The 13,694-nt window shown below is 43.2% G+C and carries 9 protein-coding genes; 1 reads left to right on the top strand and 8 read right to left on the bottom strand.

The window, feature by feature from the left end; all coding sequences use genetic code 11:
- Positions 1 to 283: 283 nt before the first annotated feature.
- From E5672_RS07015 to E5672_RS06980, 8 genes are all read right to left on the bottom strand, one after another.
- Entirely contained in the window at positions 284 to 808 is a 525-nt protein-coding gene (locus E5672_RS07015) for a gamma carbonic anhydrase family protein (protein ID WP_136781546.1), read from the bottom strand.
- Between the two features lie 10 nt (positions 809 to 818).
- Positions 819 to 1,679 (bottom strand): acyl-CoA thioesterase II, encoded by an 861-nt coding sequence (gene tesB, locus E5672_RS07010; RefSeq protein WP_136781545.1) that lies wholly within the window; start codon positions 1,677 to 1,679, stop codon positions 819 to 821.
- On the bottom strand, positions 1,672 to 3,552 hold the full coding sequence (locus tag E5672_RS07005) for a protein kinase domain-containing protein (RefSeq protein WP_136781544.1): 1,881 nt from the start codon (positions 3,550 to 3,552) through the stop codon (positions 1,672 to 1,674). The genes tesB and E5672_RS07005 overlap by 8 nt, the downstream gene beginning before the upstream one ends.
- Before the next feature lie 84 nt (positions 3,553 to 3,636).
- Entirely contained in the window at positions 3,637 to 4,515 is an 879-nt protein-coding gene (locus E5672_RS07000; RefSeq protein ID WP_136781543.1) for a 23S rRNA (adenine(2030)-N(6))-methyltransferase RlmJ, read from the bottom strand.
- A gap of 160 nt (positions 4,516 to 4,675) precedes the next feature.
- Positions 4,676 to 6,391 carry a dihydrolipoyllysine-residue acetyltransferase gene (locus tag E5672_RS06995; protein WP_136781542.1) on the bottom strand — a complete coding sequence of 572 codons (1,716 nt, stop codon included), beginning with the start codon at positions 6,389 to 6,391 and terminating at the stop codon, positions 4,676 to 4,678.
- A gap of 16 nt (positions 6,392 to 6,407) precedes the next feature.
- A complete protein-coding gene (locus E5672_RS06990; protein ID WP_061095031.1) occupies positions 6,408 to 7,385 on the bottom strand; it encodes an alpha-ketoacid dehydrogenase subunit beta in 978 nt (325 codons plus the stop codon).
- Entirely contained in the window at positions 7,385 to 8,572 is a 1,188-nt protein-coding gene (locus E5672_RS06985) for a thiamine pyrophosphate-dependent dehydrogenase E1 component subunit alpha (protein ID WP_136781541.1), read from the bottom strand. Before E5672_RS06985 ends, E5672_RS06990 begins: the two co-directional genes overlap by 1 nt.
- Before the next feature lie 267 nt (positions 8,573 to 8,839).
- A complete protein-coding gene (locus E5672_RS06980) occupies positions 8,840 to 9,385 on the bottom strand; it encodes a hypothetical protein (RefSeq protein WP_136781540.1) in 546 nt (181 codons plus the stop codon).
- A 263-nt stretch (positions 9,386 to 9,648) separates the two neighbouring features.
- Here E5672_RS06980 and E5672_RS06975 point away from each other — a divergent pair, with 263 nt between their 5' ends.
- Entirely contained in the window at positions 9,649 to 13,668 is a 4,020-nt protein-coding gene (locus tag E5672_RS06975; protein ID WP_136781539.1) for a rhombosortase-dependent M36 family metallopeptidase, read from the top strand.
- The last annotated feature ends 26 nt before the right edge of the window (positions 13,669 to 13,694 follow it).

Below are 13,694 nucleotides of genomic sequence, written 5' to 3'. Positions count from 1 at the left end.
AAAAAACATCACATCCGACCAGATTTTAGTTCATTGATAAGTAACGTAATAGTTCTACAATTTAAATATTGTTGAGAGTGTAAGATAAAATTCACACATAAATTGTTTATAAAATAAACAAATGTATTCTATAATCATTGTCCGTTTAAAATATTTTATTTAAACTCTCCCTGTAAAAGTTAGCGCACGGCTCAGCAATGAGCCATTCCCCTAGGCCCGGAACGTTTGTTCTGGGCATTTTTTATGGGGAAACAAAATTGCGACTACAAATTCCGCTTAAAATTTAGTCATCTATTGGCTGCAATGACGCTTTATATGATTTTGCGTTGTTAACATAGTGGTCGGCGGACGCCTTCAACTTCGGTTGAATGCTTTCGTCCATAGTCCTTATAACCTTTCCAGGCGATCCCACGACTAAACTGTAATCTGGGATTTCCATGTTTTCTTTAATCAATGCGTTAGCGCCAATAATGCAATATTTTCCAACTTTTGCACCATTTAATACAACAGCATTAATACCAACTAATGAATAGTCACCTATCTCACATCCGTGCAGCATGACCTTATGCCCTACTGTTACGCCTTCACCCAACACTAAAGGAATGCCAGCATCGGTGTGTAGTACGCTGCCGTCTTGGATATTTGTATTCTCACCAATCGTGATTTTATCCATATCGCCGCGTATTACTGCATTGAACCAGACGCTCGAACCTGTTTTTAGCTCAACATTGCCAATTACATGTGCGCCAGGCGCAATAAATGTACTTTCATGAACCTGCGGTGACGTTGTACCTAATTTATAGCGCATAACTGTTTTCCTATTCGTCTACTTTTCTCATGAGACCTTCTTGCATGGTCGATGCGACAAGCTCACCGCTTTGGTTAAAAATTTGTCCGCGAACCAAGCCTCTTGCCCCTCCACTGAAAGGGCTCTCCATCGCGTATAATAGCCATTCATTCATATTTATTGGGCGATGGAACCACATAGCGTGATCGATGGTTGCAATGCGAAGTGACTTATCGGTTACCGCAACACCGTGAGGTTGAAGGGATGTGCTAAGAAAGTGGTAATCTGATGCATAGGCAAGCGCGGCTTGATGTACAGATAGTGATGCGTTCATTGTATCTCTTGCTTTTAACCAGATATAGCGGGTCGGCTCACGCTTAGCTGAATGATACGAGTTAGCCGCATCTATAGTACGAATATCTACAGGCTTATGGTAACTCAGTGCTTCCTGCATAGGCCGTGCAATTTTGTTAAAGTTAGCTTCATAGAATTCTATATCGGACTGCACGTCTTCCGGCGCAGGCACATCGGGCATTATTGGGTTCTGATGCTCCATACCTTCTTGTGGCACCTGGAATGACGCGGTCATATAGAAAATATTTCTACCATCCTGAATGGCTTTAACCCGTCTAGCAGAGAAGCTTCTGCCGTCTCGCACTATTTCGACATCGTAAACCACGGGCTTTTTAGCATCGCCGGGTAGTAAAAAATAAGTATGAAACGAGTGTGCGACTCTTCCTGCCTCCACGGTTTCATAGGCTGCGGCTAATGCTTGACCCAGAACTTGTCCACCAAACAAGGCGCGGAAGCCTAAATCCCAGCTTTGACCTCGATAAATCCCCGCTTCTACTGTCTCAAGTTCAAAAAGTGATGATAGTTTAATTTCAGACATGGTGTGCGTTCTCTTCAATTACTGCTTTTGGGTTTCGCGGATAGTACTTCTCAGGCAATTTTGCTTTATGCTCGAAAAAGCGCGTATCTTTATAGGGTAACTTCATAAACCCTGAAATGCCTAGCCCTTTTATTTTGGGGATTTGCTGTACGAGTTGCGCTAACAATGTTTGGAAGCGCTCTTCTTGGCTATGATCTAGCAAGGTATAATAGTTGTGAATTTTCAGATGCCTTGGTAATGCTTCAAATATAATACAACCAGTGTGATGTATTGTATTAAGCTGGACGATGGTATCGATTATCTCCTGGGGCAGCTTTAGTAATTCATCAGGATCATCACCATCTTCAAAGTATGAGTGAGTTCGGCTTTCATCTTTTTGTGCAGAAATCCGTGATAGTTCGTAGGGTATAAACATACCGCCAGCAGGTTTAAAGTCTTCATCTTCACTTTCGCGTTCAATGTGCAGTGTATTTTTGGCGTTGAACATACAACATTTGAACACCGCGGGCTTGTGAATAGCCCTTGCTAAATTAATGACATTATTCACTGCTAAATCAAACGCTGCTTTCATTGATTCATCATACAAGTTCAAGCTGGAATCAACATATATGCCTTCAGGCTCCCAGCGCACAGCCATACCGCCAACCACAGGGTAACGACCTAGCCTGCTAATTGCCGAAACAAACGCTTTTTCAGTATCACCCATGCCCTGTAAATAGTTTTTGTAGTAGCGATCAAATTGCGCATCGTCTATATAACGAAGTTCCTCTACGTCTTTCTCATCTAATGAATCAGACAGCCTTGCCTGTTGACGTAAGTAAGATTTTCGAGAACTGTAAACGACGGTTTCAATATCAGCACGGTTTTGTGTGTGAGCTAGCCATGTTGGTATTAACGGTGTGTATTGTGCTGGCTTGTCTTGTGTGAAGACCATATTCTTCAAAACGTGAAGGTGATTAAACAGGTAATCTCCGCCTTGTCTTCTTTTTATAGGATCTTCACTTAGCATGTGCTCCAAAATATTGGCGAGCATTTTGGGTAGTCCGAGGGATGACGGTGTAATAACCTTGCTTCCGTAACGACACGACTGCCCTGATGCCAACGCATACAGGGTGCTCGCCAGGCCTTGTTCATCAAAGCGTGGGCTGGAAAGTGCGCCATTAAGTTGCTCTTCTCCAATAAAATAAACATCACCAAGCCGGGCGTTGGTTTGGTGTAGCTCTCCTGACATTAAATCCATGACATTGTTACCCACATACTGCCCCGTAATGTCAGTCTGTGCGAACACTGAAGAGCCCCAATCAATCAAGCCTACAGTTTCATTTTCAGTATCCCAAACCAGATTCGAGGGTTTGATGTCACCGTGCACAATGGGTTTAATCTCACCATTTTCACTGTATTGGCGAAAGCTTGATAAAAGTTCGCCTACTTGTACTGCGATTTTGACGATGATACGGGGCGACAGTGGCCCAGTTTTCAAGCTGACTTTTTCTAGGTCTTCGCCAGGCGCGCGCCCCATGACTAAGATGGATTGCCTGCGTATTTGTTGATATTCAATAAACCGCGGCACAAACTCGTGATTAACGTGAGAGAGCATGAATGCTTCCTCTTCTAGTCTATCTTGCACATGCTGCGGTAACGTTATACGCGAGAACTTAAATACCCGTGATTCACCGCTTGGCGCGTTCCCTGCGAACGCAAATCCAAAAGCCCCTTTTCCTAAAAGTTCGATGTCACTGTAACCCAACCCTTCTAACTGTGAGATACACAGGTTTACCCAGTCTTTTAGTTTTTTCGCATCCGCGTGGGATAGCAGATATATGGACTGCTCATCGGGTATATAGAAATGTTTTAGGCCTTTGAGTTGCGACATGTTTTTTACTTCACGCTTTTAGTGACTTATTTGAAACGGATTAATCAGCAACAATACGCTTACCATTGTTAAACTGCACAGCAATCAATTATCTTCGTTTATCCAGGTAACATGCGCTGTAGCGTGATAACCCGTTTCATTTTCACCTAGCATACCAACAACGCTTTCTAACGCGCTCTCTAAATTAGCATCTAATTGCCAAGGCGGGTTTAAAACGAATACGCCCGAACCATACATTCCGGCATCAGCGGTATTTTCTGCCACGCATATTTCTGCTTTAAAACAGGATTTACCCATTGCTGCAAGCTTTTCACACATAGCTTCACTTGCACCACTTTTCGCGCCAGCTCTCTCTGAAAGTAGTGGATACCACACTACAATTTGTGCCTGCTGCCAGCGTTTGAATACCTGTTCTACACCCTTAACAAGGTCGCTATATTCATTCACGCGCTCATAAGGGGGGTCGATTAAAATAGCACCGCGATTGGGTTTAGGCGGCGTGAGTGCACGAAGCCCTTCGTACCCGTCTCGTTTATGTACGTGGCTATTACGGGTGCGTAAACTGGACACGTTGTTGTCTAGTTTATCGAATTCCGCAGGGTGAAGTTCCATTAGGTGTAAGTTATCACCATCCCTTTTCGCTTTTGCGCTTATTGCAGGCGAGCCCGGATATTGCTGCTGTGCTAAAAATGGTTCACACAACGATAAATAGTCGGCCAACAAGCCTGGCAAGTCCTGAGCGCCTTTATCATCTATAAGCAAACGAGAAATACCTGTCTCGTACTCTTTATTTTTTGACGACATAGCGTCGGTTAAATGGTACGCGCCAGCGCCTGCGTGGGTGTCGAATAGCGTGAAAGGTTTATCTTTTTTCTTTAATGCGTTGATAACGCCAATCCAACAAAGATGTTTAATGACATCAGCATGGTTGCCCGCATGAAAGGCGTGTTGATAACTAAGCACAAAACCTCAGTAAAATTCATGTTTGTTTATAAAGCGATATAATAACGCCATCGCGCTTTGAGGTATACAAAACAAAAATGGCCAACATTTTAATATTGGCCATTTTCATCTTTTGCTTACGCCAATCAGGTTACATTAATCCTGATTGAACAACGGGCGTTTACTTAAGGTGCATTAACATTTTCTCTGGCTGTGTCAGGTAACTCACCCATAGATTATTGAATCGCACCATTGTCGCACCATCAATAATACGGTGGTCACCAGACCAATTAACCGCCATGATATTTTGCGCGCTAACGTTCCCTTCATCATCAAAACGCGGAAGTTTCTGCGTTTTGCCAAGAGCAACAATGGCAGCTTCTGGCTTATTAATTACTGGCGTTGCGGTAATACCACCTATCGCACCAATATTAGAGATACTAATCGTACCGCCTTTAAGGTGCTCGCCAGCCACGCGCCCTGCTCTGGCTTGCTCGATAATATCCTGCATTTGAACAGCAATATCTAAAAGCGAGAGGTCTTGTACGCGCTTAATATTCGGTACAAGCAAACCAATTTTAGAGTCTACTGCAAAACCAATATTGTGGTCTGCGAAGTAGCTTATCTCAGTGGCGTCTTCGTTAAGCTGACTGTTAATTACAGGGAACTCATTAAGTGCCAATGACATTGCTTTAACGAAAAACGGCATAAAGCTGAGTTTTACGTTCTTCGCTTCAAATTCAGGTTTAAGCAGCTTGCGTAGCGCCATCAGGTTGTCCATTACCAACTCGTCACTTACTGTGAAGTGCGGGATAGTATAGACCGAAGCCGACATTTGCTTCGCCATAGCGGCCTGAATACCGCGTACTTTTTCTGTTCTAACGCTACCTTTAAGCACAGTGCTTGTGCTGTTTGAATCACCTTTATCTGCGGTAGATGAACTTGGCGCAGAAGATGTCGTATTTTGAGACGAGGTATCTTGGGGCGACGTGTCAACATTCGAATGTTGTGTATTCAACACGTCAGACTTAAGAATTCTCCCTTTTTTACCCGAGCCTTCCACAGTAGAAAGGTCGATATTCTTTTCTCTTGCAACACGTCTTACCGCGGGGCTAGCCAACACCTTACCTTCTATAGCAATAGGTGGCTCGTATTCGCCGTCGCTGAACTTTGATGGTGCCACTTGCGCTGATTGCTGACTTGAACCGTTTGTTTGCGTGTTCACTGAACTTTGAGGTGCAACGATTGAAGCACTGTTGTTTGCCGATGGTGATTCGTCATTAGTACCACTGGTAATTGTAGCTTCACCGGCAACTTCTAGCGCAAACAATGCACTATGCACTTTCGCTATATCGCCTTGCGCGTAGTAAAGACGATGCACGGTACCTGCGTTTTTAGCGGGGATCTCTACCACAGCTTTGTCGGTCATTACTTCTACAACGGCTTGGTCTTCTTCTATTTCATCGCCCTCGGCCACGTTCCACTTTACAATTTCGCACTCGACAATACCTTCACCAATATCTGGCAAAATAAAGTCTTCGATGCGCTTGCCGTTTGAAGCGCCTGAAGAAGCACTATCATTCGCTGTCGCTGTTTCAGCCGCACTATCTTTTACTTCCGCTTGCGCGTCTTCTTGTGTATGTGAGTTAGCGTCGGCATCATCTGGTGTCATAGAGAATAACGGTGCGTGCACTTTAGCAATATCGCCTACCGCGTAATGCAGTTTATTAACCACACCCGCATGCATTGCAGGAATTTGCACGGTAGCCTTGTCGGTCATTACTTCCGCGACAGGTTGATCTTCTTCTATATGCTCACCTTCAGAAACTAACCACTCCAGAAGTTCACATTCAACAATACCTTCACCAATGTCCGGTAAGATAAATTCAATTGTCATTTCATCGTCCCCCGGCTTAGTAGTGAAGCGTACGTTTTATGGCTTCGTACGTCTTCGTTTCATCTGGCATATATTCTTTTTCGTGTGCCAAAGGATACGGCGTATCTAAACCACACACCCTTGCAATAGGCGCTTCAAGGTATAAGAAACAACGTTCTTGAATGCTCGCGGCAATTTCACTCGCAAAGCCACCCGTTAGCGGTGCTTCGTGGTTTATCAATAAACGACCTGTTTTCATTACAGATTGCATAACCGTTTCAACGTCCCACGGTAATATGCTGCGTAAATCGATAATTTCACACGACACACCATCTTCAAGTGCCATCTCTGCGGCTTTTTGCAGAATTTCTATTTGCGCGCCCCATCCCAGTAACGTGATATCGCTACCTTCTTGAACGATATCTGCCTTACCTAACGGTAGTTCGTAATCTTCTTCAGGCACTTCTGACACTGAAGCACGGTAAAGACGCTTAGGCTCCATAAACAATACGGGGTTTTTATCGCGAATAGACGCAAGCAACAGACCTTTCGCCTGGTATGGATCACGAGGAATAACAATCTTTAATCCCGGGCAGTGAGCGAAGAAGGCCTCTGGTGATTGACTGTGATAATGGCCGCCTGCGATACCGCCACCGTAAGGTGTACGAATGGTAAGCGTACCCACATCGAACTGTCCGCCTGAACGATAGCGCCATTTAGCTGTTTCATTCACGATTTGGTCAAACGCAGGGAAAATGTAATCGCCAAATTGAATTTCAGCAACAGGTACAGAGCCTTGTGAAGCTAAGCCGTTGGCAAAGCCGATAATGCCTTGCTCGGTAAGCGGCGTGTTAAAGCAACGTGCTTTTCCAAATTTTTCCTGAAGATGACTGGTCGCACGGAATACGCCTCCAAAATGGCCCACGTCTTCACCAAAGACCATCACTTTTTCATCTTCGGTCATGGCTGTGATGAGTGCATTATTAATTGCTTGAAGTAGGTTCATCTTAGCCATTATTTTACTCTCCCTGCTGTTTTAGGGTACATCTTCGGATACTTTTTAATATGCGCTTTCAATTCACTGAGCTGTTCTTTTAAGTGCCAAGGTGGTGTGTCGTATACATCTTCGACAATGTCTTCAATGGCACATACGTCTGTTTTTTCACAACTCTTCATTGCTGCTAAAACGTCTTGTCTTGCTTTATCGACGCGCTTTTGGTTTTCCGCCTCGTCAAACCAGCCTTTACTTTCTAACCATTTTGCCATGCGAGCGATAGGGTCTTTTGCACGCCACTTATCTTCTTCTTCACGAGAGCGATAGCCTGTTGGGTCGTCTGATGTAGAGTGCGCCGCTAAGCGATAAGTCATGGCTTCAATAAGCACAGGGCACTTTTCTTCAATGGCAATACGACGGGCTTCTTTGGTAGCAGCATAAATAGCTAGCACATCGTTACCGTCAACACGGATAGTTTTAATACCGTAACCTAAGCCACGAGACGCAATGCCGTCACCTGCGAACTGCTCTTCTGCTGGTGTTGAAATGGCGTAGCCATTGTTACGGCAAAAGAAGATTACTGGGCAGTTTAGTACAGCGGCCATATTCAGCCCTGCGTGGAAGTCCCCTTCTGAGGCTGCACCTTCACCGAAGTAACAGATAGTAACCACATCTTTACCCGACATTTTTTGGCCATAGGCGTAACCAGATGCTTGAGGGATCTGTGTGCCTAGTGGAGAAGATATCGTCATGAAGTTAAGTGGCTTGTCACCATAATGGATAGGCATTTGACGTCCTTTGTTCGGGTCGTCTTTATTGCTAAACATTTGGTTCATAAATTGTTCTGTGGTGTATCCGCGGTACGCCAATGCGCCTTGCTCACGGTACTGAGACATTATCATGTCGTCGTCCGATAGTGCCGCAGCACTTGCTACTGACGCTGCTTCTTCACCTGTACTGGCCAAATAAAAACTAATACGACCTTGACGCTGTGCACCCACCATACGTTCGTCTAATACTCGAATGTAATGCATGGTATTAAATATTTTTAATGCTTCCTCTTTGCTGAGGTCAGGCTCAACCGCTTTTTCAATGAGTTCACCTTCAGCAGAAAGGATCTGCAGCATTGGGATATCAACAACCCCTTTAGTAATAATTTCGACCTTACTTGTTGTTTTTACTTCGGCCAAATGATTTCTGTCTTTCACGTTTTTCTCCCCTTAAATATGAGGGTTAATAGCGACTTATAGTGATAACAATATGCTAGTTGAGGAGAAGCAGGAGTGTCATTTTCATTAATTGGCTTTTATGAATTACTAAGGTATAAACCTCCTATCGTTCCATGCCAATACGAAACAAACATCCTAAATCACGTGAAGGAGATGTAAACCCTGTAAACAGAGTGTGAATGCTGGCTTGCTTAGTTAACAGTCGGGAATGAGGAAGTAACCTTCCTCTGTTTTTAAAATATCGTCTTAAAACTGCTTTTTTGCGTCGCCGTCATGACTTCCTAAAAACATGATATTCATTTCAACATGCAAAAATTCAGGAGTGAGTTTTAATTCTCTATAAATTTCAAGTAGATGAGCTTTTCTGTCTAGTGGGATAAATTCAAATGTATCGTTAGATAATGGCTTTATTTTGAAGCGAGTGTTAAGTTTGTTAAATTCCATCTTTTTTTCTATCGATACATAAAAAGATCCCATCACTGTTCCAATCTCGTTAGTTAGTACATTTCTTACTTTGCTTCCCGCTTTAAAATCATGAGAGAGTAGTTTGTATTTCTCACCGTTTATATCAAGAGAAGCTGATTGCTCATTTTTGCTGCCAATGACGGACTCTACTTTGTTTTCATATGTAATATCCTTTGCTTTATCACTGTTATTACTCTCGCCTTCTCCCACAATTTCTTTCATTACAACAGCTTTTTCGTTTTCACTACTACACGCTATGACCGCTACGCTTGTTACTAGTATCGATAACATTTTGATATGTAAATTAATTTTTGATTTTAGGTTCACTGTTTTTGTTTCCTCTTGGTACTTAGGAAGTAAATATAAACAATTTTTTACAATTAAAGTTAGCTAATAAACAGAATTTTTCTTGCCTTTGTTGAGTGTAAGACCTTATTTTCTAAATTGGCTCTTTTTCATCACAATCGCATTCTGCTGATGTTAAAAGCGTAGGACAAAACTTTGCTTTGACAGATGTATTATCGGATAAGAGCTAACAGCAAAATATAAGACCATAATAAGGTCACTTAAAAAAATACCAGGGAAACAACATGTTAAATCTCAAACTTACCACAGTGTCAGCTGCCGTGGCTGCTGTTCTTGCCAGTACAGCCGTGGACGCCGTCCCTACTAATTACACAAAGCTTTCAAATAGCAGTTCTGTTTCAAAAGCGTCATCGTTTAACGCAACAAGCCACGATGCTGACTTCCAACGTGAATTGGCCGCAAGACCAACAGTATCTGGCATTGCTAGTCAGTTTGATAGCGAAATGGGCAAGGCGACCTTTGTATGGGCCCCAAAAAATTTATCAGCACCTAGTCTTTCAGCCCTAGAACCTGAGGCACGCGCAGAGTTTGCTGCTGATTACTACCTATCTGCATTAACAGGTGTCAATCGCACAAAATCAACAGTTAATAGCGCAAATCTCGTTTACATGCATGACCTTGGTAAAGGTAGCCGCATTGCAAAATATCGACAAAATATTTTGGGGGTAGAAGTATTTAATCGTGAATACAGCGTAATGTTAAACGCTGAGTATTCATTAGTTGCTGGCTCTGGTTATTTTTCACAGAATCTTCTACCAGAAGGTCAGATTGCACCTAATATGGATTTCGGTAATTCGAATACCGCAGTTTCTATAGCGTTCAAAGACCTTAATGCTGGGGACATCAACTTAAGTCTTGATGCTGATTCGGCAAATGAAAAGTATGAAACTTTTGTCGCAACGCCGTTTTCGAACGACCTTGTCGTTGATAGTAAGCCTCGCGCTAAAAAAGTATATTTTGACAGCGACAATGGGTTGATCGCCGCATATTATGTTGAAGTGTCTGTTGCAGATGTTAACAGTGTGGAAAGTGAGTACTTTGGTTATGTGGTAGATGCTAATTCAGGTAAAGTTTTATTGAAAAACAACCTCGTAGCACATTCAACAGAATTTACATATAGGGCTTACGCTAAGGAAAATGGTTACCCATTACAAGGACCTCACGGCGACGTCATCCCCCAACTAACTGAGGGAAATGATCCAACTGAGATTCTTGATGCATCTCTTGTTACTCTCTCTCACTATGAAAGCCTAAGCACAGAAGATCCATGGTTGGAAGAAGGAGCGACCATTACATCCGGAAACAATGCGTTTGCTTACGCAGACGTAATTCCCCCGCAAGGTTTTAATAATGGTGACTTTACTGCTGAAACAACGTCGCAAAACACCTTTGACTACGTACTTAGTGATGACGAGCGCGCAAACAGTTATAACAACAGAAAAGCTGCCATTGTAAACCTGTTTTACATGACCAATTTCTTACACGACTACTATTATGATTATGGTTTCGATGAAGCATCTGGGAATGCGCAACTGTCAAACTACGATCGTGGTGGTTTTGAAGGAGATCCTTTAGAGCTTCAAGCGCAGGATTATTCTGGACTAAACAACGCTAACATGGCAACGCCAGCAGACGGTTCAAGCCCTCGTATGCAGCAATATTTATGGAACGATAAAGATGCGACTGTTGGCGAAGACTGGGGAACAGTCGTTACTAACGTTGATGGTTTAGGCTTACTAGAGTCAAGTCAAATTGCTTCGTTTGGGCCTCAACAATATTCAGATGTTTCAGGTAGTGTCGTACGCTTGGTTGACGGCGACTTAACAGCTGGTTCCGAAACAGATGGTTGCGAGCCCGCAATCAATAGCGACGCTCTAGCTGGTAATATTGCAATAATTGATAGAGGCGGTTGTGCCTTTACTGAAAAAGTAATTAACGCACAAGAAGCTGGTGCTATCGGAGCGTTAATTGTAAACAATATTGATGATGGAACACCCGCTCCTATGGGAGGAACTGACCCTTTAGTATCAATTCCTAGCATGGGTCTAAACTTTGAAGAAGGTAGTCAGGTTTATGCTGAAGTTGACGCAAACATTGACCTTCAAGTTGAAATGTTTAGCAATTTCCCTCTTAAAGATTCAACTTTTGACAATGCAATTATTGCTCACGAATTTGGTCACTACATTCAAAATCGCCTAGTTGGAAACGCAAGCGGTCTTATAAATTTCCAAGGTCGTGCGATGGGTGAAGGTTGGTCAGACGTACACGCCTTATTATTTGTTACTAAAGAAGAAGACCTTGCCATTCCTGGTAATGACATGCTTCAGGCAAACTATGGCGTTGGAACTTTTGTAGCTGATTTTTTCCGTGGTATTCGTCGCGCACCTTATTCGACAAACATGGAAATTAACCCGTTCACTTTCCAACATATTTCTACAGGTGCAGCCCCAGATGGGTTCCCTGCTACGACAAATGCTTCCCCTCACGGTGCTGGCGAAATTTGGGCAGTAACTCTTTGGGAGATGTACGTAGCACTTGTCAATGAGCACGGTTTTGACGAAGGTCGAGACCGGATGTCTCGCTATATCGTAGAGGGTTATAAGATGACGCCTGTTGCGCCAACTTATACCGAAGCTCGCGATGCAATTCTTGCCTCAGTTTACGCAAATAACCCTGAAGATTTTGAATTATCGATTGCTGCTTTCGCGAAGCGTGGTATGGGTTTGGGAGCAATTTCTCCAGACAGATTCGATGCTGATCTCATGAATGTAGTAGAATCTAACGCAGTAGAGTTAGCCTCGTTTACAGCAGCATCATTCACACTAGATGCAAATTATGATGGTGAAACTGTTGGTTATTGTAGTGCTGATGGCATTCTTGACAATGGCGAGACAGCTACTTTATCGGTAACTGTAAATAATAGCGGGAGCGAGTCGTTAACGGGAGTAACCGGACAGATTGTAGTTGTAAGCGATCATGATGTTGTAATTGAAAACGATGGCGTTATTGTGTTCGGCGATATGACGCCTTTTAGTTCCTCCACAGTTGATGGAATTGAAGTCTCATTAGAAGGGGCTGGAACAGCGGATGAAATTGAGTTAGAGATTCGTTTCCCTGAGCAAGTTGAAGGTGATGACATTGTCGAGCCTGAACCTATTTCGCTAACAGCTTCTGTAAACTTTGACTTCGACAAGAAAGCACCTGTCGGTGGTTCATCGACCAGCGATATGGAAACAGTTTCTCTTTTTGAAGACTTTGTAGAAAATGTTATAGATGGTGATGGCCTTGCTCTTGGAACTCGTGTTGTAGATACGGTAAACACAAATTTCTTTCAGTCTAGGAATCCAGGCGTTAACTTGGGTGCTCAAACTATGCTGATCAGAAACAACGACTTTATTTCTGATGTAGCATATGAAACCGATACTGTTGAAATTGGTTTCAACGGTAACTTCACCATATCTTTCTGGCATGCTTATCTAATTGAGAGCGGCTATGACGGTGGTGTTGTCGAAATCAGCATAAACGGCGGTGAATGGCAAGATGCCACTAACTTTGGTCAATTTACAAACGGGGGCTATAATCAAGTCCTTGGTGAGATTGCTGACCAACCTCTAAGTGGTAGAGCAGTCTTCAGCGGTCGTAATTTAGCTGCCGACTTTAGTACTGCAGGAAATACAGAGTCAATAGTGTTTGACGAAGTTCTCAACGGAAACGTCGTTAAATTCCGTTTCCGTATGGCTTCAGATTCAGCTGTAAGCGACTTTGGATGGTTTATCGATAATGTAACATTTTCCAATATAGAAGGTCCTGTATTTAACGAAGTCGTTGCCGGTGATACAGCAGATTGTGACAATTCACTACCGCGTATAGTAGTACCAGAGACTATTGAGGTAATTGAAGGTGAAACTGGAACTATTGAAGCAGTAGCAAGTGACCGTAACGGTGATACCCTATCTTACTCATGGGTTCAAACAGCCGGGCAGGATGTAGAATTAACCAACGCTGACACGGCAACGCTCACATTTAGCACTCCTTCGATTTCAATTGACGCTACACTTGAATTCGAAGTGACTGTATCTGACGGTAAAGGTTCAGTTACTGCGCAAACTACAGTGAATGTGAGTAATGTTTCTACTCCACAACCTCAACCTTCAAGCGGAGGTTCAAGCGGTGGTTCAATGGGCTGGATTGCACTACTTCTAGCTCCAGCGGTCTACTTACGTAGACGTATGAAACGTTCATAACGTTTCCTTTATATGAAAAAAAGGCC

The sequence above is a fragment of the Alteromonas portus genome, from assembly GCF_005117025.1.
Taxonomy (GTDB): domain Bacteria; phylum Pseudomonadota; class Gammaproteobacteria; order Enterobacterales; family Alteromonadaceae; genus Alteromonas; species Alteromonas portus.
Note: the sequence above shows the minus strand (reverse complement) of the source record. Positions and strands in the feature narration are given on the sequence as shown.

Bases quoted from the DNA above. Each gene is read 5' to 3' on its own strand.
- E5672_RS06990 (WP_061095031.1), bottom strand. From the start codon at position 7,385: ATGGCTAAGATGAACCTACTTCAAGCAATTAATAATGCACTCATCACA.
- E5672_RS06975 (WP_136781539.1), top strand. From the start codon at position 9,649: ATGTTAAATCTCAAACTTACCACAGTGTCAGCTGCCGTGGCTGCTGTT.
- E5672_RS07015 (WP_136781546.1), bottom strand. From the start codon at position 808: ATGCGCTATAAATTAGGTACAACGTCACCGCAGGTTCATGAAAGTACA.
- tesB (WP_136781545.1), bottom strand. From the start codon at position 1,679: ATGTCTGAAATTAAACTATCATCACTTTTTGAACTTGAGACAGTAGAA.
- E5672_RS06995 (WP_136781542.1), bottom strand. From the start codon at position 6,391: ATGACAATTGAATTTATCTTACCGGACATTGGTGAAGGTATTGTTGAA.
- E5672_RS07005 (WP_136781544.1), bottom strand. From the start codon at position 3,552: ATGTCGCAACTCAAAGGCCTAAAACATTTCTATATACCCGATGAGCAG.